Source organism: Halioxenophilus sp. WMMB6 (genome assembly GCF_033283405.1).
Classification (GTDB): Bacteria; Pseudomonadota; Gammaproteobacteria; order Pseudomonadales; family Cellvibrionaceae; genus Halioxenophilus.
Genome location: NZ_JAWMQR010000012.1, coordinates 35,799 through 57,361, shown reverse-complemented (window position 1 = coordinate 57,361; position 21,563 = coordinate 35,799). Strand labels below are relative to the sequence as shown.

Here is a 21,563-nt window from a genome sequence, read left to right as displayed (position 1 = left end):
GTTGCCCTCTGATCAAGTAAAGCGCTGCTCCAAACACCAGCGCTCACGATCAAGCAATTCAAAAATCAAGCCAAATGATAATAATTATCATTTGCAAGTTTGTGCATACATGTTCGCAGCGACTATTCTGCAATTTATATGCATGTTTAATTAACTGACTGTGCAATGAGACGAAGCTAAGTCAAATACCCCTAAAAAAGTATTAACCCTATGATATGTCCCAGTCCCCCTCAAGTAGGTCGATTTACTTATTTATCCTCAGCTTTCAACGTGTTATGAGCTACCTATCGGAGCCATCTGAAGTCGACATTAACCGGTTCAGGCATTGGCAACGACTGTCGTAAAGGGAACAAATTGGACCACTGAAAACGAGCGTTGCGCGTGCAGACGAAGACCCGATTCAACAAATCCCAAATTCTGCAGCAACCTGTACCAATTCCGACAATTTTCACCAAGGTGGGACACCACCCTTTGTTGCAAATCCGCCAAAACAGCCACCCCCACCGGCACCCGCAACAGAAAGCAGATCAGGCACTTTCCTACAAATAGCAATAACTATTTGTTTTTAAATAACTTTTTGTTAACTGCTTTTTTTGCCAAAGGCCAGACATTAGCGGCTAACTATTTGCTCATAACCCCCTGTTGCGGCTAAGCCGTACCGTTCCACCAGATTACGACCTTTAGTTCCACCAGATTAAGTGAGAGATAAGACCATGTCTGTAAATGTGATTGCTGCCTTCTCTGCCAAGGCAAAAAGCGACCCGGCACTGGCCGAACAATTGAAAAGCTGTCAAAAACTTAAAGAGATGTTCGCCCTTGCTCGGGACAACGGCTTCGAGTTTGATGAAGACTCCCTCTATCCGCCCAATGAGCCGCAATTTACGCCCGACCAGCTCTCTGAGCGTTTGGTAAAAGCCCTATTGCGAGCCTAAATGTCGGCTTCGGTATTTGAGGTTGCGCCTGTACCGGCGGTTACCAGTGAACCGCCGGTCACCTCTATAGAGGTACCGACAAGCCGGACCGTGGATGAACGTATCGCGCCCTTTTTGAGCTTGTGGGATGGCTTTTTCAATCGAGCCCAGCAGGCCGATTACCTGCAGTACTTTCTGCATCAACACCCCTGGCCAACCAACCACTACTCGGTGGCCGGTCGCTCCTTCCAACTGCCCAGGCAGCAGACCTGGCATGCAGACCCAGGTATCGTCTACAGCTACACCGATAACCTGCTTACCTCCCAGCCCTGGAATGCTCTGCTGCTTCAGATTCGCCGGGCACTGGAAGCCAAACTCAACTATCCGTTTAATGCCGTGTTGGTGAACCTCTACCGGGATGGCAGCGATTATGTCGGCTGGCACAGTGACGACGACCGCGAAATGGGCACCGAGCCGCTCATCGCCTCTGTCACTTTCGGCGCGACACGAGGTTTCCAATACCGCTCTTCTGCCACCGGCGAGGTCGGTGAACTGGAACTCAACAGTGGCAGCCTGCTGGTTATGCACCCGGAATTTCAGCGTCACTTCCAGCACGGAGTCCCCCCCGCCCCGGAAATCCATCAGCCGCGCATTAATCTGACCTTCCGCCGGGTACTGCCACCACCCGCCAAATAGGTGGGCAGGCTACCGCCGTCAGCCAACTTGCCTGTTTGCCTACACAGCTCCGCAGCCCTATTGCCGATTAACGGATGATTTTGTTCGGTTTGCAACCAGTGACCAACACGTCACTCCGAATCAAGCACCAAAATTGAGCAGGCAGCTGACCCCGGCCAACTGACGCTGGCCGTGTGGGGAGAAGAAATGTCCTTTTAACCGTATTGAATAGAGATTTATCTGCCGCAGTGGGTGATAAGTGCGCAATAACTTCGCTAATTGCCTCACTAACCCGGGGCGAGCGGATGGGTTAGGTACGGTATTTGTATGTCCCTCTTCTGCAACTAGCGAAAACGACAAGATAGAGTATCGCGGCCAGTTAGAAATTGTGACTGCGGTAGCAAGATAACGTCACCGGCTGGGGCTTTTCGACCAAAGGTTAGCGCTGCCTTATCAGCGTTAGCTTGAAAACCAACAGCGATTTGTCATGCCCGAAAGGGATGAACTATACCTAGAGTGACGGCGGGGCTAACCAAACCGGCAAGAAGCTGTAAGCCCACCTCTCGAGCACCCTCCTGGTGCCAGGCTGATTCGTGGCCAACAACCAGGGCTGGTGACTCTCTCTCAAAATAATAATCACAACCATAACGAAAATAGCGTCGCGTAGGAGCGCGGGTGCCTTGCTACTAGGGTTTTGTGTGTCTGTTTTTTGAGATTGGGTATTTGTAAGAGGATAGGTTAATGAAAGTCCGCCAAACCATTCACAGGCTAATGCTGTGTGCATTGCCATTTGTTTCCGGCACAGGCATGCCAGGCATAGCTTTAGCCGCCGGCGAAGAGCCGCTGCAACTGGCTGCCCTGCACACCAACACAACCTCATCCAAGCCTAAACCTGTGGCAACCACCGTTGCCGACGCCATCGCCGCCGTCCAATCTGAACAGGGGCCCTACGCCGCCGAGTTGGGCCAGCTCTACACCAGCCTCGGTATGCAACTGCAACAGCAGCAGGACCACAGCGCCGCCCTGGAGGCCTTCAAAAGCGCCATGCACGTGGAGCGTATCAATCAGGGCCTCTACTCAACCGGGCAAGAGGTGATTCTGGCCGCTATGGTAGAGAGCGCTGTGGCCATGGACGACTGGGAGCTGGCTCAGAACTTTTTGGGTCACTGGCAGTGGCTGGCGACGGAACATGGCGTCGATGGCCCGGAAAAATTCCTGCAAGGCGTCCGCCAGTTGGCCAGCCTGCACATGGTTAACTACTTCGGCCACGATGCCAGCGTTGGCGGCCGGCCTGAGCTGCACCTGCTGCGCGCCAACCAGCTGTTTACCAAAGCGTTGGCTACACTCGAGCAACACTATGGTACGAGCGATCAAGCCATGGTGCCGTGGCTCTATGATCTCTCCGTCAGCGCCTACTATCTGTCGGTGGTGAGCGTTGAAAAAAATCGCCCTATCGTCGACAGCAAACTGGAAGCCAACGACCCAGCCACCACACTGGCCGCGCAGAAAGAGAATTTCATTATTGAGCAGTACAACTCTGGGCGCGAAGCCATTGAGCGTATGGTGACAATCGAAGCCAGCGACGGCGACCACGATTTTCAGTCGCTGTTTGATGCCGAAATTATGCTGGCCGACTGGTACATGCTCTACAACCGGCCGGAGTCTGCCCGCAAACAGTATCGCAAGGCCTACCATACCCTATTTGAAAATCTGCAACACGATAGCGACAATGGCAACGAGATTGTCCGCCTGCCCGTCGACCTGCCCAACCTGAATCAAGCTAAAGATCTCGAGCAGGAGCCCGCCGGAGACTATGCTGTGTTTCGCTACAATGTCTCCTGGCGCGGCAATGCCAGTGAGGTAGAGGTCGTCGAAACCAGCATCGACAACCAACGCGCCCTGGCCGCACTGAAGAACTCCCTGCTTAACCGCAAGTACCGGCCCAAGCTGATTGATGGCGAGCCAGTGGATGCCACCGGCGTGGTTAAACGATACCCACTGCCAGCCACACTGTAATCTGCCTCAGCCAAGCTGATAACCAGCCCCAAAGGGCTGGTTATCGCTCTTAGGGGGCGGCCACCACCAGAGGTTGCGTCCAGGCCATCTCCACATCACCCTCGGCAAAGGGATTGTGCTTGGCCTTACTGGAGATGATACGCGCCCGAACATAGATCTCATCACCGGTAGCCACATAACTCGCTTTACGGCCCTCGACTACCTTCAATAGCTGGCCGATCTCCGCACTGTAGCGTTTGATGGCTTTATGCTCGTGATCCGTAACCCCCATGTGATCATGCGGCACAACACTCATCTCGGGCTCCAGATCGACTCCGCGCCGGGTACCGACAAACTCCACCCGGTAATCGACACCCCGTTCAGCGTCAATTTCCAGATCGATGCGGTTGTCGCTGATGGCCAACTTTTTCAACGTCACCCCGGTGCTGTTGTAGTAGTCGCCGCGCTTGATGGCCTCAACAATTTTATTGGGGGTTAACCACTCGGAACGCACCATGATCCAACCGCGGCCTGGGTTGGTCTCGCCCACACCCCAGCGGGTGTACTCGTGAGCATCATCCACTGCCACGCCGTAGAGCACACTGCGGTGCAGCTCGCCCAGGCGTTTGGCCAGTACGATATCCCAGATACGTTCGGCGCTATCGTGCAGCGCATCGCCGTAGTTATTGACATGAGGGTGGCCGTTGTACATCTCAAAGTAGCCTTCACCGGGGGCGTAATCGAGATAGAAAAAATCCTCGGCGGTTTGCGCGTAGTAGAAATTGGGGTGGTTCAGATGGACAAACATAGGTTGGCCAAATTGCTCACTTTGGCGGCGCACCGCATCAATATTGTTCTGAATGGCATCGGCCACACTGTTGCCAGCCTGCGGCTCTATTTTCTTCACCGTGTTAACACCATTCATATGGATCGGATGGGCGCGGAAGCGATCTGAAATCTCTTCGCCTTTGACAAAAATAAAACGGTTGGGCTGTTCATAGAGTGAACGAAACTCATCCAGAGTTTTTAATTTCACCTGCTTATCCCCGTTCACTTCCCGCTCTTCAATCCAACCGGTGGGAAACAGCTTGTGATACGTTTGGTAGGCAGCCTGCACCTGCTCGGCATTGCGTTTACTATTGGTAATGGAGTACCACTTTTCACCCTGCTGCATAATATTGTGGTCACTTAGCACCAAAAATTGGTAGCCGTGCTCTTTATACCAATCGGCCACCACTTCCGGCGGTGAATCGCCATCGCTCCACCAGGTGTGGGTATGGGTATTACCTTTCCACCACTGACTTTCGGCACTGGCATCAACCGCGCTTAACGCGGCCAGGGCGATAACCATTAAAGCTGACTTCTTAGCTATCTTTCTAGCTATCTTTTTCATAATTTATTCCTAAAAAAACCATCGCGGCGACCGCGATGGTTTAATTGGCGATGAGTTATTGGATAAAGGCTTAAAAACGATATTCGTACTGCAGCCAGAAAGAGCGGGGTTTGCCGTTCCAACCGTACTGGTAGTAGTACTCCTGATCGTAGATACCGACTTCACCACGCACACCTGCAGTGGAAGCTCGCTGGGTGGCACTGGCTGAAGCGCGCTCAAAGTAGTCTTCATCAGTGATATTAACCATACGCAACAGGAAGCGGTGCTCCAAATCCTTACCCATGAAATATTGCACAGAAGCGTTCAGCACAAAGTAATCGCCAAAGTTCAAATCTTCACTGACTCGCTGGCCGCTCTCATCCACCAAACGACTTTGGGTAGTACCGGCGTAGGCCCATTCAGGCCCCTGCCAGGTTGGATTAAGCGCAAGCGCCCAACGCTCGGTAGGGGTATAGGTGAGCAGTGCCGAGGCGGACCATTCCGGACGCTCTGATGATTGACGGGTGGCACTGGCACCAGCGGCTCCTGGCACGACGAAATCCAGTGATTCACCCGTGCCCTCTCGAATGGCGGTTAAACCATAAATCGGGTTGCTCTCCAGGGACTCCATATCGGTGTAGGTGAAGTCCAACTGCCACTGATCAAAGTCGAAAGAGACATCAATGGTATAACCTTCAATCTCTTGAATGCGGTCATAGTTAAAGTAAGCCGTCTCGCGGCCACTGAGATTACCCGCTTCAAACTCGTTGCTGGCGTAATTACAGAAGGAGGTTGGGCGCACAATATCGTCAACCAGATCAGTACCGTTGGTGGCCGCGATATCCGGGCAGACGTTTTCTAAACGTGCGCTGCCAAATTGATTGTCAATTTCGGTATTGAAATAACCGACCTCAACATTGTAGGTACCGCCCAATGCCTCGCCGTTCAAACCCAAGCCAAGGCTGTAGGTATCCACTCCTTGAGTTTCCAAATCTGGGTTGTTGAGCAGATTTTCCCGGGCACCGATTTCCGTCAAAGTTGGATTGCTGTAGGAGGTACCACCATTTGCGCGAGCATAATAGCCACCACCAAACTCCTGGCGGAAACCAAACTTCCAGATGAACTCATCCTCAAACGCGTTGTTAAAATCCTGGCGACCGGCAAGCGAGAAACTGGAGCCCGCTAAAATATCAAAATCCAACCGCACATCGGCGTAGATACCGTTGCTCTCGACCTTATCGTCCGTCATGCCGTAGGCAGCGGCGGAGTTGTCGAAGTAGGTGATATTTTGAAAACCAAACACCGTCTGCAAGGTATCGTTCCAAACAGTTTTAACCCGGGTATTCAAGCCGTAGTCGACATACCCGGCTTTGTATTGATCACCCTCGCCAAAACCTTTGGTGGGCGAGCCATCACCAAAGGATGCCGTACTTTGAATCACATAACCGATGGGTGCGCCAATGGGGAAGGGATTATCAACGGTGCCGTAGGGGTTGCCATTCTCATCGACCAGGAAGCCGGTTCGGGCACTGGTGGCGGCGCCGGTGGGGACAGAGGTAATAGCGTTGTCCGGGTTGGTCACACAACCGGCCGGGAGGCTATCGATGCCATCAGCAAAGGCTTCAAACTGGGCGGCATTGGTAAACTCAGTAATGCCCTGGTCTGCAGCAATCTGTTGAATATCAGCAGGCAAATCCCGCACTCGAGGAATATTACAGACGCGCACATCCACCTCACTGTTTTTCAGTGTCGGTGCGGTGTAGTAGGCATCCAGGGTGAGTGTAGTGGAGTCACTTAACTGGCTTTCAAAGTTGAGGTCGTAGATCGGAAACTCGGTGTAGTTCGGTTGAAACACAGTTCGATCAGGAAACGAGTCGCGAAAATCGATCGTCGCGTGTTGATACCCCAAGCGCAGTGACGTGTCATCGTTCATCTGCCAAACGTACTTCACACCCAACAAGTTGTAGGAGTAGGGAAAATCGTGAAAGCCACCCAACGCTCGGACCGTATCCACGTGTGCTTCGCGGTCGAACAGTGTGTGCGCGTCGGTCTCATAGGAGCGGGCAAAAAACATAATGGCGTGCTCGTCGCTATCAAACAGGCGCATAGAGACATTGCCATACATTTCCCGGGTTTTAAAACTGCCGCCGTAAAAGCCAATTTCGCCTTTGGTCTCCTGGCCAGCTTCGGGGCGTTTGTACAAAACATTAACCACACCCAAACCGCCATTACCACCAAAATAGAGGCTCTGACCACCGCGATAAACTTCCACGTTTTCAATCATGCGCGGGTCAATGGCGGTGGCCCCCCACAAACTCTCCAGCGGAGTGCCCCGGTCGAAGGTGGGGACACCATCGAGCAATAAAAGTGTGTCGCGGTCGGTACCACCGTCCAGGCGAATGGTAAATTCGCCTTCGTCCGGCGAGTAACCGATATTGGCACCGCGAATCAGGCCGGCAGCCAACTCGCCAAAGTTGGTAAAGCCGCCGGTGGCAATCTCTTCGGAGTTAATAATTTGCACCTGGGTTCCAAAGCGGGCGACATCAATCGCCAGATCCGAAATCCCCTCACTCATACGACTGCCTTCAACAATAACCTCCTCTATTTTTTTTGATTTTGGGAGTTCACTGGTCGGTATCTCTTGCTCCTGGCTGTAAGCGTGAACCGATACAGCGATGGTGGCCGCTGCACTGATCGCCTGAACCAGGCGACGCTGATTGAATTTATAATGCATGGTACTTCCCCTAATGGTTGTGTAAATCCGGTGGGGAAGACTGTCATTGGCAAATTAAAAATAATTTACCGAAATATGAAATATTTATAGTAAAAATATTTAAGTAGAAAATTAGAGAAAAATTTAAATTTAAACCAACACGCCATCATTACTGGCCAAAGTGGCCACCAAATGGAAGAGTGATGAATCTTTTATTAAGATTAGAAATTCAAAAAAGAGTAGCCAGTTATTGAACAGGTCGCGACCAATCGGGGTTTTGCATTACCCACAAACCAACGTCGACCAACTCCCTGCCTAACTTTCCGTCGACTTGAAATTGGTTGTCGCAAAGCAGCCACAAGCAGGTTTACAGCCGCCCAGGCTGTGAACTCTACTGCGCCCGCCACTGGCAATGATTAATCAATACTGGAAACAGAGAAAGTTCCGGCGGTAATTTACCACCGCCGGTTTAGCGATAGTGCTCTCACTGGAGGGGTTGATTCGCTGCTATCTGGCTTGGTGCGGGCTGGCCTTGTTCTGACTGACTAGAATCCGGCTGGCTTGTTTCCGGCAGGCCTTTTTCCGGTTGACTGGGTTCCGATGAGCTGGCCAAGGGCTTTAAAAAGCGGGCAAATTTGGTATAGCAGTTCTGCAGCCAAACCTTCACCCGCTGACGCTCAACAGTCGACATCGCTTTAGTGTTGTTGGCCGCAGCCCAAAAGCTGAAGTTGTAGAAATCGATTTTTTGAGCCAGGTTGGCCGAGAGCTCAGGCAGGGTAAAAAAGAGTGCTTTGCGCTCCTGGGCTGCTTGGCTGATTTTTGAGGCATCAAACAGGCTGAAATTGTGTGCCCGCCCCATGTTTTTCACCACCACCAACTGCAGCGGTGCCCCTTTAAAGGCGACCAACAGGTCCTGCAACAGGCGGGCGGAGTCAGCGCCATCATCCATAACATGCCACCAGTAGAGCTGGGCATCGATTGCCTTCAGCACGGCAAACAGGTCACTCTCGCCAATCCAGGCCTGCAGATACTTGGTGGTCTGTGCGGCCAGATCGACAATGATATCCTGGTCGGGCTGCTGCTCCGCCCGGGCGAGAATCTCATCCAGGCTCTCAAAATTTTCCACCTTAACCGGCGCCGCGAATTCCGCATAAAAACGGGAGAAGGTGCTGTGCGACTGATCGGAGTCAAATCCTATGAAGGGCATTTTCTGATCAATAAAATATTGTGCCAGCACCCGTGCGGTAAAGGATTTACCCACGCCCCCCTTCTCACCGCTAATTAAATGTATTCTTGCCATGTAGCCTCCTGGTGCTTATTAGCATTTGATCTTCTGTCGGGTTTGGCTGTGTTGAGATTTTCACCCGGTTAAAACCACAACATCATATCGTAGCGGGAAAATATTGCAGGCGCTTTTACAGCAAATGCCTACCGCCGTCAAAAAATGCAGCGTCGTCAAAAACAACCATGGAATACGCAATTAGACCAAAGCCCAGCCTGTTTGCGCCATGGATGTCAACTGCATCAACAAATTGATCCTTAGCTGTTGGGATTCATCTCTCTGACTCGTCTGCCATTTATTGTCTTCCCATATTGGCTTGCCAACCTACCTCTCTTTAGGAGCAATTATGAAATCTTACGCAAGACTTCTGTGCCTGGCTGCTTTATTTTCTCAGTCTGTGCACGCTCAGATCAGCAATGGTAGCTTTGAATCTTTTACCGGTAACACACCGGATGGCTGGACAACCATCGACAGCGGCATTACCACCGCCCCCAGCGCAACCGCACAGGCGGGAGCTCAGTCAGTGTCCATCAGCGTTAACACCGCCAGCCAGGCGGCCACCGATTTTCGGCAATCGGTGGCCGTGGTGGCCGGCCAGAATTACGATTTCAGCGTTTGGGTTTACCACACCGAAGGCCATGTGCGCGCCCGTCTCTATGTCGATGGTTATCAGGGGTACTCCAGTGAAACCACCGTTAACCAGTGGCAGCAACTCAGCTACAGCTACACCGCGGCCAGCAGCACCGATATCGAAGTTGGCCTGCGCTTTTACGATGTAACCGGCTTCGATGGCTCGGAGGTGGTTTATGTCGACAGCTTCCAACCCAGTACCAGCAGCGGTGGTGGTTGCAGCGGTAGCGAGGCGGTGGTCGATCTCACCACCGACAGCTACGCCAGCGAAACCAGCTGGGAAATTCTCGACGGCAGCAGCCAGGTAACCGCCAGCGGCTCCGGCTACGCCAACAACAGCAGCTACAGCGAGAGCCTCTGTTTAGCAGATGGCGATTACACCTTTGTGATCTACGATAGCTACGGCGATGGTATTTGCTGCAGCTATGGCAGTGGCAGCTACGCCTTAACAGTGGCCGGCGAAACCATTGCCAGTGGCGGCGAGTTCAGCGGTGAGGAGGCGACGCCCTTCTCCCTGCCCAGCGCCAGCAGCGAGCCGCCATCGGGCTGCGCCAGTAATCTGCTGGAGCTGGTCCTGCTCACCGATAACTACGGCTCGGAAACCAGCTGGCAGCTGCTGCAGGGCACTACCACACTCGGCACCGGTAGTGGCTACACCGCCAACACCCTCTACAACGAGAGCTTCTGCCTGGCCGACAACAGCTATACCTTTGTCATCAGCGACAGCTATGGCGATGGTATCTGCTGCAGTGTGGGCAATGGCTCCTACCGTCTGACCAGCAACGGCATCACCATCGCAGAAGGCGGCGAGTTTACCAGCAGTGAAAGCATCAATTTTGACCTGCCCGCCGTAAGCGGTGGTGGCGGTAGCGGCGGCTACTACGATGCCGCCGCCGGTCTCTCCGGCTACGCCTTAAAAACAGCGCTCTACAACATCATTAAAGATCACAACAACCAGGGTTACAGTGCACTGTGGGGATTCTATTCGGCCAATGAGTTGGACCACTACTATGAAAATGACGGCTCTATTCTGGATATCTATTCCGAGAACCCATCCGGCAGCGACCCCTACAACTACACCCCGGTGAGCAATCAGTGCGGCACCTACAACAGTGAGGCCGACTGTTACAACCGCGAACACTCCTTCCCGCGCAACTGGTTTGGCGGCCAGGTGGAGCCGATGAACTCCGATGTGCACCATATCTTTGCCACCGATGGCCAGGTCAATGCCTATCGCAGCAGTTACCCCTACGGTGAGGTGGGCACAGCCACCACTACCAGCAGCAACGGTTCCAAGCTGGGTAGCGCTGCAGTAGGCCTGGGCTATAGCGGTACGGTGTTTGAGCCGATCGATGAATTTAAGGGTGATTTAGCGCGCGCCTACTTTTATATGGCCACCCGCTACCAAAACCAGATCGCCGGTTGGCAGAGCAATGCCGCTGAGGCGGACGCGGTGTTGAACGGTACCAGCGACCAGGTGTTCGAGCCCTGGATGCTCACCCTGCTGAAAAGCTGGCACAACCAGGACCCGGTCAGCCAGAAAGAGATCGACCGCAACGAGGCCGTCTACCAATACCAGGGCAACCGCAACCCCTTTGTCGATCATCCGGAATGGGTGACCACGATTTGGGGCAACTAAACCAATAGCACCTATTTAGCTAACAGACCCAGTGGCCCAAGCAGCATAGGCCACTACCGGTAGGGCGCCAGTGGCGAGCCAGGAGGCCGACACTGGCACCGTATCACCCTGACAGGGCCCACCTATTTGGCCCCACCCCCTCCGCCAATCAACCGAACAGTCAATAGGCTACAAAAAGTCATTGCGTAAATCGGGCGAATGACTAAACTAAGCAGCGACATTATAAGCACACTTATTATTAATAAACTCATGGAGCGCTATGGAAGATAGTGTTGGTGTGATTTTGGCGGATGTCTCCCGGCTGATGCGGCGCGCCTTTAACGAAAAAGCGCGCAACATCGGTATTACCCGGCCCCAGTGGTATGTGTTGACCACCCTAAAACGCAACGAAGGCATCAATCAGGGTGGCCTGGCCGAGATTCTCGATATCGAGCCAATCACCCTGTGCCGCATTCTCGACCGTCTGCAGCAGGCCGAGCTGGTGGAGCGTCGTCGCGACCCGGCCGACCGCCGGGTCTGGCGGCTCTATCTGTTACCCAAGGCCGAACAGCTGTTAACTCAGCTGCGGCCATTGGGTGTGGAGGTTAACGACCTGGCCCTGGAGGGGCTGGATGAGTCTGCGCGCGAGCAGTTTCGCAGCACATTGAAGTTAGTGCGCCAGAATCTGGCCAGGCGCACCGAACAGAGCTGAGCCTTCACTCAGCCAAACAAAACAGTAGCCAAGTAGCAGCAAGTTTTTTGGAGTAGTCTCTTGTCCCAGTCTATGCGACGGCTGACCATCATGCTGGTCGGCCCATTAGTTTTAATTATTGGCGTGACCGCCTATTACCTTTCGACTGCAAACTCGGTCAATACCGACAACGCCTACATTCAACAGAGCAAGGTGAGCATCAGTGCCGAAGTGGGTGGCCGTATTGTCGAGGTGGCGGTCGAGGAGAACCAACAGGTGCAAGCCGGTGACCTGCTGTTTCGCATCGACCCGGAGCCCTACCAACTGGCCGTGCTGGAGGCCGAGGCTTCCGTGGCCCGGGCCAAGGCCAAGCTGGTGCAGCTGCAGACCGCGCTGGAGACTTCCGATGTCGATATCGAGAGCGCTCTGGAAGATGTCGCCTACTTCGAGAAGGAGTACCACCGTCAATTGGAGCTGGTAAAAACCAGCGTCACCACCCAGGCTGCGGTGCAGGCCGCGGAACATGCGTTGTCTGAGGCCCGCAGCCGCTTGGCCAGTGCCCGGGCAGACGCCGATAAAGCCCAAGCCGCACTCTCCACCGGCGGTTTTGCCGCCGACATCAACCCAGAGGTACGCGCCGCTGAGGTACAGCTGCAACAGGCCAAGTTAAATCTGTCACGCACCGAGGTTTATGCCCCGGTGACCGGTATCGTCGCCCAAACCGATCGTCTGCACATCGGCCAGATGATGATGCAGGCATTGCCGGCGGTAACCATTGTGAAAAACGACAGTAGTTGGGTCGAAGCCAACTTCAAGGAGACCGACCTGGAGAAGCTGCGAGTCGGCCAACCGGTCACGATTGAAATTGACTCCTACCCCGAACTGCCCCTGGCCGGCCATGTCTTGAGCATCGGCGCTGGCACCGGCTCGGAGTTTTCGCTGCTACCAGCACAAAATGCCAATGCCAACTGGGTAAAAGTCACCCAACGTGTACCGGTGCGCATCGCTATTCACGATCAACCAGAACTCCCCTTAATCGCAGGCTTGTCGGTCCATGTCCGAGTCGATATCAGCCGATAAGGGCTACCAAGATCGCGCGGCGCTGGAGTGTAAACATCCGGGGCTGTTGATGGCGGCCGTTATTGGCGTCTCTGTCATGCAGCTGCTGGATGTCACCATCGCCAACGTAGCGCTGCCCCATATGCAGTCGAGCCTGGGGGCAACCCTGGACAACATCACCTGGGTGCTCACCAGTTTTATTATCGCCTCGGTGGTGGCCACGCCCGTGGTCGGCTGGCTCTCTGACCGGGTTGGATCGCGCACCGTTTTTTTGTGGGCCGTGGCTGGCTTTCTCATCTCCTCCATGCTCTGCGGTGCCGCCACCAGCCTGGAAGAGATGGTACTGTTTCGTATAGCCCAGGGGATCTCCGCCGCCTTCGTCGGGCCCATGTCACAAACCATTCTGCTCGACACCAATCCACCCAGCAAACACGCTTCGGCCATGTCTCTGTGGGGAGCGGTGGTGATGGTCGCCCCCATTACCGGGCCAATGCTGGGTGGCTTTCTCACCGACACACTCAACTGGCGCTGGGTCTTTTACATCAACCTGCCCCTGGGCATTCCCACCTTTATCGTGCTCTTGTGGCTGCTGCCCTCCCGAGCGATTACCGATAGGCGCCTCGACGCCGTTGGGGCGCTGTTTTTGGCACTGGCACTCGGCACCTTGCAGTTGATTCTCGACCGTGGCCAGGGGCTCGGCTGGCTGGGCTCCAAAGAGATTGTCCTGGAGCTGGTGATCATGGCGTCGGCGTTCTGGATCTTTGCGGTACACACCAAAACCACCCAAAATGCCCTCTTCCCGGGGGAGCTGTTTAAAAGCTCGGCCTTCCTGGGAGTGTTTATCTTTATGTTTGTACTGGGTGTGGCCAACGTCGGCATCGCCTCCATTCTGCCCACCATGTATCAAACCGTGTGGGGCTACAGCGCCTTTGACACCGGCTGGTTGATGATGCCGCGCGGCATCGGCGTACTCATCTCCATGACCATTGTCGGCCGGATAATGCATAAAACCGATGTCCGATGGTTGGTCTCCGGGGGTTACATGGTTGCCGGCTTTGCCATGTGGCAGATGTCGCGCTGGACCTTGGAGATGGGGCAGTGGCCAATTGTCACCAGTGGCTTTATGCAGGGACTGGGCTTGGGTTTTATTTTTATGCCGATCAATGTGGCGGCGATGTCGATTTTAAAACCGGAGCACCGGCCCGATGGCTCCAGCCTGCTCAACTTGATGCGTAACGTCGGTGGTAGTTTTGGGATCTCGGTGATCGTCACCATGCTGTCGCGCAACACCCAGACCAGCCACGCCGACCTGGCGGTACACATCACCGACTACACACTGCCCAGTATCGATATCGCCTCAATGGCCGACCGCTTTGCGGAGTATGGCTCGGTGATTATGTACGCCATCGATGCCGAGATTAATCGCCAGGCGCTGATGATTGCCTACATCGACAACTTCTACATGATGGCGTTTTTCATCCTCTTCGTATCTTTGCTGCCACTGTTCCTTAAACCCGTGAAACTAGGCCCGGGCGGGCGTTAATCTCACAGGTGCCGCCACGCACTTACGGTGGCGGCATAAGGTGATCAGCGAATCGCCAAACCGTTGGCCGTGGCCGGCACAGAGACATTCACCTTAATCCGTACCAGGCTGCCGTAGGGTGTCAGCCGAAAGCCGCTGAGCGCGGCAGCGCCGCTATCGAGTGTGTAAAGGTGGCGACCATCACTGCTGGCCACCATATCCAAGGGGCCGGCGCCAGTGGTTGCGGCTATACCGGAGTCGTTCAGCAACATCACACTGCCGTCGAAGGCGACACGATAACCAGAGACATTGTTGGTGAGGGTATTGGTGGTATAGACAAAGCGGCCATCGTTACTGACCACCGCCCAGCAGGCGGCACTTTGACCCGAAGCAACAGCGTCGCTGATCAGTACCAGGCTGCCATCCTTGCTCAGTTGATAAGAGGAGAGTGTACTTGCCCCCTCGGCGCCACCGGCCGCCTCACTCACCAATATCTGATCGCGTTCAGCAAAGGCAAAGCCAAAGGGGGTAACTCCTGCCGAGGGAAAAAGATTGGCCGTTCCGGCCACACCGCTCTCATCGACGGTAAAGGTCACCAACAAATTGGTCGCCTTTTCGGTGACTACCAGCACGTCGCCATCACCGTTGAAACTGATTTGCGCCGGGCCAACGTTGTCGCCGCTGAGCAACTGAGTCGCCCCGGCAATCGGGGTTAAATCGCCCTCCTCGCTCAAGCGAAAGCCCGCGATATTATCAATACCGCCCACGGCGCCACCACTGTTTAACACATAGAGCACATTACCGGAGTAGGTCAGGCTGATTGGTTGCAGGCCACCGGATGGCTCGACATCCACCAGGGTGAGGCCAGCCTCGCCTACGGCAAACACCGAGATATCGCTGCTGCCAGCATTCACCGCAAACAACCAGCGATTGCCGGTATCGAGAATGACACCGCCCTGGTTACCGAGGCCGGTACCGCTACCCAAACCACCGGTGGCAAACTCACCCGCCGGCCAGAGACGGCCATTGATCAGCCGATTGAACATCAACACACTGTTACCTTCGGCGGCGTTGCTCATGGTGTAAACCGCACCAATCACTTTCGTCGATGCCTCTGCCATCAGTGGCAACAGCGACGCCATCACAGGCGCAATTAATAACCGTGTAACTCGTAGAAAAAATTTATTGTGAGTCATATCCCATCCTCTCTGCTAACCATTAAGCGTTAACTGCAATCGATGAAAATTACAGACAGCACAGGCGTGGGTATTGAAAAAACGCTAACTGCGGCAACAACCCGTTTAGCCGATGCTGCGGCGGCCATCATAGAGAGGAAAATTCACGCGTAGGTCACGCGCGGAAAACGATTTCATCACAAAGGCAGAAGTGATAACTGGGTTGTCGCACAAGTCGATTTTCGATCTGGCAAAGAGGGTTTCGAACCACCTGCGACAGATCCAGAGAAGTTTGGCCAATTAGCAGCGTCGCAAAAAAAACGCAGAAAAAACGCAACCCTTAAAACCAACCCACACACTTCGCAGCGGCATGCGCCCCCAATTAATGGCGATGTTTTTTCGACCATTGGCTGTGGCGCACCACCGCCTCATTGGCGAGGAGTTTTGCCAGGGTATTAAACTCCCGCCCCAACTGCTTTTCATCAAATTGGCGGTGAATAAACGAGTGACAACGGCGACACACCACAATGCCCCGCTCACGCATGTCGGTTAATTCAAAATTTTTGCGAAACCACTTGTTGCGGTGCAGGGTTCGGGGAATAAGGTGGTGAAAGGTCAGCAGTGTGCGGCTGCCACACAGAGCACACTGCTGTTCGGCCGCTGGCAATTAACGGCCTCGCTTGGGTTTGCGACTGCCCGGCCAAGGGGGCTTGGCACCGGGCTTGGCTGTGTTGGACCTGGTGGCGGTTGGCCTAGTTGTGTTGGATCTAGGCGCCGTCGGTAGCGCCTGTTGGCGTTTGTCGCCGCGGGCGGGTTTGGCACCCTTGGCCGGGCCACCCAATTTGCGGCGCACCTTATACTCTTCGTGCTCAGCCGGCACCAGATGCTGGGGGCCGGTGCCGATAAGGTCCTCCCGCCCCAGTTTGCGCAGCGCTTCACGCAGGCGCGGCCAACTGGCCGGGTCGTGATAGCGCAAAAAGGATTTCTGCGCGCGCCGTTCATCAATATTCTTTGCGCTGAACACCTTCTCCGATTTGTAGCTTACCTTCTTCAACGGGTTGCGGCCGGAGTAGTACATGGCGGTGGCCAGTGACATAGGCGAGGGGTAGAAGGTTTGCACCTGGTCGACCTGAAAATTGTGCTGCTTTAACCAGAGCGCCAGGTTCATCATTTCGCTGTCATCGCAGCCCGGGTGGGCGGCAATAAAATAGGGAATCAGGTACTGCTTTTTGCCCGCCTCTTTCGAATATTTGTAGAACATCTTTTCGAAGCGGTCGTAGGTGCCCATACCCGGTTTCATCATTTTCGAGAGGGTATTTTGCTCGCTGTGCTCCGGGGCAATCTTCAGATAACCACCCACGTGGTAGGTGACCAGCTCTTTCACATACTCTGGGTCTTCCACCGCCAGGTCGTAGCGCAGGCCGGAGGCGATAGCGATGGTGTGCACACCCTCAATCGCACGCGCCTTGCGGTAGAGTTGCGTAGTAGCGCTGTGGTCGGTTTTCAGGTTGGAGCAGATCTCCGGGTAGATACAACTCAACTTGCGGCAGGAGGCCTGGATGTTGTCATCCTTGCAGTTGAGTTTGTACATATTGGCGGTGGGGCCGCCGAGGTCGGAGATGGTGCCGGTGAAGCCGGGTACCTTCTCTTTGATCAACTCAATTTCACGCAGAATCGACTCTTCCGAGCGGCTCTGAATAATGCGCCCCTCGTGCTCGGTGATCGAGCAGAAGGTACAGCCACCAAAACAGCCACGCATGATGTTGACCGAGGTTTTGATCATGTCGTAAGCGGGGATGCGCTCGCCCTGGTATTTGGGGTGGGGCACCCGGGCGTAGGTTAGATCAAACACGCCGTCCATCTCTTCGGTGGTGAGTGGAATTGGCGGCGGATTGACCCAGATCTCCCGGTGGCCGTGGCGCTGCACCAGCGCACGGGCATTGTGGGGGTTGGACTCCTGGTGCAACACCCGCGAGGCGTGGGCGTAGAGCACCGGGTCTTTGGCTACTTTCTCAAAACTGGGCAGGCGAATACAGGTTTGCTCAGGCTGCAGATTCTGCTCAAAGCGGCGCAGCGGCATGGGCACAATGCGCACCAGCTCATCGCCGGCGGCCAAGGCCTCGGCGCCCTCGGCCACGGCTGACATCACCTCGCCCTCGGCGTCTACCGACTGGCCGTGGTGCACCACTTCGTAGGGGCTTGGCATCTGATCGATGCGCCCCGGCCAGTCGATGCGAGTGGAGTCGAGTTCGGTATAACCACCGGGGGTGTGCGGCAGTACCAGTGTGGTACCGCGCAGGTCGGTAATGGTGTCGATCGCCTCGCCGGCGGCCAGGCGATGGCTCAACGCCACCACTGCCCGTTCGGCATTGCCGTAGAGCAGAATATCGGCGGTGCTGTCGATCAAAACTGAGCGTCGAACTGAGTCGCTCCAGTAGTCATACTGGGCAATACGGCGCAGACTCGCCTCGATGCCGCCAATCACCACCGGCACCTCTTTATAGGCACTTTTGCAGCGTTGGCTGTAGACAATCACCGCCCGGTCCGGGCGCTTGCCGGCCAGGCCACCGGGGGTGTAGGCGTCGTCGCTGCGCAGGCGCAGATCCGCCGTGTAGGCGTTGATCATGGAGTCCATGTTGCCGGCGGTGACGCCAAAATAGAGGTTGGGCTTGCCCAGAGCCTCAAAGTCGCTATTCGAGCGCCAGTCGGGCTGGCTGATAATGCCCACCCGGAAACCCTGTGCCTCCAGCAACCGGCCCAGCACCGCCATGCCGAAGCTCGGGTGATCCACATAGGCATCACCGGTAACGATAATGATGTCGCAACTGTCCCAGCCCAACTGATCCATCTCCGCCCGGGAGGTAGGCAGAAAAGGGGCGGAGCCAAAGCACTCGGCCCAATATTTGGGGTGGCCGAACAGATCAGGGGCAGTAATGGGCATAGGCAAAATAGGTATAGAGAGGAGAGATGGGTTAAAACCTGCGCATTCTCCCAGAATTACCCGCAAAGTTATAGACGCGCGCCAAGTAAGGGTATCAACTGCCCATGCCGGTGCCAGCTGGACGCAAACGTAAGTACTTACTGACGCCGATAACTGCTGGACAAGCGGCCAAACACCCTATTCAATAGCGCGGTCTAATCAGCAGCGCGCTAATAATAATGACTCAAATTCGAATTGGGGTAGACCTGGGTGGCACCAAGATTGAGGCCGCAGCACTGGATGAATCAGGCCAGGTGGTCGCCCGCAAACGCATTGCCACCCCCAGAGATGATTACCCCGGCACACTAGAGGCCATCGCCCAGTTGATTGGCTATATCGAGAGCGAACTCGGCTGCCAGGGGAGTATCGGTATCGGCATGCCCGGCAGCTTCTCCCCCAGCTCGGGCCTGGTGCGCAACGCCAACTCCACCTGGCTCAACCAGCAACCCTTCGACCAGGATCTGCAAAACCACCTGCAACGCCCCGTCCGCTTCGCCAACGACGCCAACTGTCTGGCGTTATCGGAGGCCATCGATGGCGCCGGCGCCGGCTGTGAAGTGGTGTTTGCCATCATCGCCGGTACCGGTGTCGGCGGCGGCCTGGCCATCAACGGCAAGGTGCACAATGGCGCCAACGGCCTGGGCGGCGAGTGGGGCCACAACCCCCTGCCCTGGTTGGAGACCCACGAATACCCCGGCCCCATCTGCTACTGCGGCAAGCACGGCTGCATAGAGACCTTTGTCTCCGGCACCGGCTTTGCCAACGATTACCATCGCCACACCGGCAAACAGCTCTCGGCCGAAGAGATTCTGGCGGCCATGGACGACGGCGAGGCCGAAGCGCGAGAGGCTTTCAATCGCTTTCAACACCGTCTGAGCAAAGCCATCGCCGGTATCGCCAACAGTATTGACCCGGATGTGATTGTCTTGGGTGGGGGTATGTCGAACGTCACCCGGCTCTATGATCGGCTGCCGGAGCTGGTGCGCCAATCCATCTTCGGCGGTGAGTTTAAAACCCCCATTCGACCGGCCAAGCATGGTGACTCATCCGGCGTGCGCGGCGCCGCCTGGCTTTGGTAGAGAGGTAGGGAGAATTTGCTAACGGCTGCCGGCGCCAGGGCGTGGCGGTGGACGCGGGCGGCTAGGATTTCAAGCAGCCCGCCAAAAACACCTGGCAGTACTGTTCGGAGATCTTCTCCATATCCAGCTCATTCTTCTGGTGATACCAGGAGAAGACCGACGAGATCAACCCGGTCAGGGCCCGTACCAAAATACGGGGATCGAGCTCCTCGCGCACATCGCCCTTGGCCTGGGCTTCGGTGAAGAGCTGTTCGAGCAGGCCGTGGTAGGCGACCGACTGCTCACGAATACGGCCCCGTCGCTCCAGTGGAATCGCCTGGCGGTCGTCGTTGAAGACAATCATGTAGTCGGCACGGTCGGTGAGGCTCTGGAAGTTGTAACGCAACAGTTCGGCAATGGCCCGTGCCAGTGGCAACTGCTGATCCAGCAACTCCTGCAGATTGCTCACCTGCCAGGTGATCCCCTGCAGGCAGACCGCCTCCAGCGCCTCCTCCTTGGAACGGAAGTAGTAGTAGAGGCTGCCCTGTTTGATATCCAGCAGGTTGGCAATATCGACGGTATTGGCGCCGTGGTAGCCCTTCTCTGCAAATACCGCCGCCGCAGCATCCACCGCCGCCAAATAGCGCTTATCGTATTTGGATGGCTTACCCGCCATAACCCCTCTACTCCCCGATTCAATAATCACCATCGCCGCCACGAGGCGGCGGTAATGCTACGAAATTCTCCCCGCAAATGCCATAAACCCATAGTTTTTATAGCCTTACCCCCACTTATAACTCTTAAAACTAAACCGCATAAAATTAGACAATTTTGGAATATGGCCAAAAAAGTTAACGCATGGCACTTGCTAGCTATCAATAGCTCTATAGAATACCTATCAATCTATAGAAAAACTATTAACCTATAGATTCAGGATTCAACTCTTAAGGGAACTAACAAACGCAGGTAACTAACTCTATGAGCGGTCTTACTCACCTTGAACGGCTGGAAGCGGAGAGCATTCACATCATCCGCGAAGTGGCAGCCGAATGTCGCAATCCCGTCATGCTGTACTCCATTGGCAAAGACTCATCCGTGCTGTTGCACCTGGCCATGAAGGCCTTCTACCCCTCTCTGCCGCCCTTCCCCATCATGCATGTGGACACCACCTGGAAATTTCGGGAGATGATTGAATTCCGCGATCGCCTGGCCAAAGACCTGGGCCTCGACATGATTGTGCACATCAACCAGGAGGGAGTGGAGCAGGGTATCGGCCCCTTCAGCCACGGTTCGGCGGTACACACCGATGTGATGAAAACCCAAGCCTTGAAACAGGCGCTGAGTAAGTATCAGTTTGATGCCGCCTTTGGTGGCGCCCGTCGGGACGAAGAGAAATCCCGGGCCAAGGAGCGCATCTTCTCCTTCCGCGATGCCAACCACCGCTGGGACCCCAAAAACCAGCGTCCCGAGTTGTGGCGCACCTACAACAACCGCATCCATAAAGGCGAGAGCATGCGCGTCTTCCCGCTCTCCAACTGGACCGAGCTCGACGTTTGGCAATACATCTACCGTGAGGATATCCCCATTGTGCCCCTCTACCGCGCCAAGGTACGGCCGGTGGTGGAGCGCGATGGCGCCTTGATCATGGTCGATGACGACCGTTTCGACCTGAAGCCAGGCGAAGTGATTCAAGAGAAGAGAGTGCGTTTCCGTACCCTGGGTTGCTACCCACTGACCGGCGCCGTGGAATCCGATGCGGAGACACTGCCTGAGATTATCGAAGAGATGTTGCTCTCCACCACCTCCGAACGTCAGGGACGGGTGATTGACCAGGATCACGGTGCATCAATGGAGCAGAAAAAGCAGGAGGGCTACTTCTAAT

16 protein-coding genes are annotated in these 21,563 nt (G+C 55.1%); 9 read left to right on the top strand and 7 right to left on the bottom strand.

Annotated elements, in window-relative coordinates:
* Positions 1 to 713 precede the first annotated feature (713 nt).
* The 3 genes from SBL51_RS21255 (at position 714) to SBL51_RS21245 (ending at position 3,602) form a co-directional block, all read left to right on the top strand.
* On the top strand, positions 714 to 932 hold the full coding sequence (locus SBL51_RS21255; RefSeq protein ID WP_317933186.1) for a Nif11-like leader peptide family natural product precursor: 219 nt from the start codon (positions 714 to 716) through the stop codon (positions 930 to 932).
* On the top strand, positions 933 to 1,607 hold the full coding sequence (locus SBL51_RS21250) for an alpha-ketoglutarate-dependent dioxygenase AlkB (protein ID WP_317933185.1): 675 nt from the start codon (positions 933 to 935) through the stop codon (positions 1,605 to 1,607).
* A gap of 720 nt (positions 1,608 to 2,327) precedes the next feature.
* Positions 2,328 to 3,602, top strand: a complete 1,275-nt coding sequence (locus SBL51_RS21245; RefSeq protein ID WP_317933184.1) for a hypothetical protein — start codon at positions 2,328 to 2,330, stop codon at positions 3,600 to 3,602.
* A 49-nt stretch (positions 3,603 to 3,651) separates the two neighbouring features.
* Here the strand turns inward: SBL51_RS21245 and SBL51_RS21240 are convergent, their stop codons facing one another.
* The 3 genes from SBL51_RS21240 to SBL51_RS21230 all read right to left on the bottom strand — a co-directional run bounded on the left by SBL51_RS21240 (position 3,652) and on the right by SBL51_RS21230 (position 8,966).
* The gene (locus tag SBL51_RS21240) at positions 3,652 to 4,974 is read right to left on the bottom strand and encodes a hypothetical protein (RefSeq protein ID WP_317933183.1); all 1,323 of its coding nucleotides are present in this window, start codon (positions 4,972 to 4,974) and stop codon (positions 3,652 to 3,654) included.
* A gap of 70 nt (positions 4,975 to 5,044) precedes the next feature.
* Positions 5,045 to 7,687, bottom strand: a complete 2,643-nt coding sequence (locus SBL51_RS21235; RefSeq protein ID WP_317933182.1) for a TonB-dependent receptor plug domain-containing protein — start codon at positions 7,685 to 7,687, stop codon at positions 5,045 to 5,047.
* Positions 7,688 to 8,150: 463 nt separating this feature from the next.
* A complete protein-coding gene (locus SBL51_RS21230; protein ID WP_317933181.1) occupies positions 8,151 to 8,966 on the bottom strand; it encodes a hypothetical protein in 816 nt (271 codons plus the stop codon).
* A 328-nt stretch (positions 8,967 to 9,294) separates the two neighbouring features.
* Between SBL51_RS21230 and SBL51_RS21225 the strand changes: the two genes are divergently transcribed.
* From SBL51_RS21225 to SBL51_RS21210, 4 genes are all read left to right on the top strand, one after another.
* A complete protein-coding gene (locus tag SBL51_RS21225; protein ID WP_317933180.1) occupies positions 9,295 to 11,217 on the top strand; it encodes an endonuclease in 1,923 nt (640 codons plus the stop codon).
* A 259-nt stretch (positions 11,218 to 11,476) separates the two neighbouring features.
* A complete protein-coding gene (locus tag SBL51_RS21220; RefSeq protein WP_317933178.1) occupies positions 11,477 to 11,908 on the top strand; it encodes a MarR family transcriptional regulator in 432 nt (143 codons plus the stop codon).
* Between the two features lie 60 nt (positions 11,909 to 11,968).
* Complete coding sequence (locus tag SBL51_RS21215) at positions 11,969 to 12,967, top strand: HlyD family secretion protein (RefSeq protein ID WP_317933177.1); 999 nt, start codon at positions 11,969 to 11,971, stop codon at positions 12,965 to 12,967.
* Complete coding sequence (locus SBL51_RS21210) at positions 12,942 to 14,489, top strand: DHA2 family efflux MFS transporter permease subunit (protein WP_317933176.1); 1,548 nt, start codon at positions 12,942 to 12,944, stop codon at positions 14,487 to 14,489. The genes SBL51_RS21215 and SBL51_RS21210 overlap by 26 nt, the downstream gene beginning before the upstream one ends.
* 44 nt (positions 14,490 to 14,533) lie before the next feature.
* On the opposite strand, the gene SBL51_RS21205 is transcribed toward SBL51_RS21210, so the two are convergent.
* The 3 genes from SBL51_RS21205 to SBL51_RS21195 all read right to left on the bottom strand — a co-directional run bounded on the left by SBL51_RS21205 (position 14,534) and on the right by SBL51_RS21195 (position 18,584).
* Complete coding sequence (locus SBL51_RS21205) at positions 14,534 to 15,664, bottom strand: lactonase family protein (RefSeq protein ID WP_317933175.1); 1,131 nt, start codon at positions 15,662 to 15,664, stop codon at positions 14,534 to 14,536.
* Between the two features lie 361 nt (positions 15,665 to 16,025).
* A complete protein-coding gene (locus SBL51_RS21200; RefSeq protein ID WP_317933174.1) occupies positions 16,026 to 16,310 on the bottom strand; it encodes a hypothetical protein in 285 nt (94 codons plus the stop codon).
* Positions 16,311 to 18,584 carry a YgiQ family radical SAM protein gene (locus SBL51_RS21195; protein ID WP_317933173.1) on the bottom strand — a complete coding sequence of 758 codons (2,274 nt, stop codon included), beginning with the start codon at positions 18,582 to 18,584 and terminating at the stop codon, positions 16,311 to 16,313.
* A gap of 218 nt (positions 18,585 to 18,802) precedes the next feature.
* On the opposite strand from SBL51_RS21195, the gene mak reads away from it, so the two are divergent.
* Positions 18,803 to 19,702, top strand: a complete 900-nt coding sequence (gene mak, locus SBL51_RS21190) for a fructokinase (protein WP_317933172.1) — start codon at positions 18,803 to 18,805, stop codon at positions 19,700 to 19,702.
* Between the two features lie 61 nt (positions 19,703 to 19,763).
* Here mak and SBL51_RS21185 read toward each other — a convergent pair whose 3' ends face one another.
* Positions 19,764 to 20,357 carry a TetR/AcrR family transcriptional regulator gene (locus SBL51_RS21185; protein WP_317933171.1) on the bottom strand — a complete coding sequence of 198 codons (594 nt, stop codon included), beginning with the start codon at positions 20,355 to 20,357 and terminating at the stop codon, positions 19,764 to 19,766.
* Positions 20,358 to 20,659: 302 nt separating this feature from the next.
* Between SBL51_RS21185 and cysD the strand changes: the two genes are divergently transcribed.
* Positions 20,660 to 21,562: a sulfate adenylyltransferase subunit CysD gene (cysD, locus tag SBL51_RS21180; RefSeq protein WP_317933170.1), complete on the top strand. Its 903-nt coding sequence runs from the start codon at positions 20,660 to 20,662 to the stop codon at positions 21,560 to 21,562.
* Position 21,563: the final 1 nt, after the last annotated feature.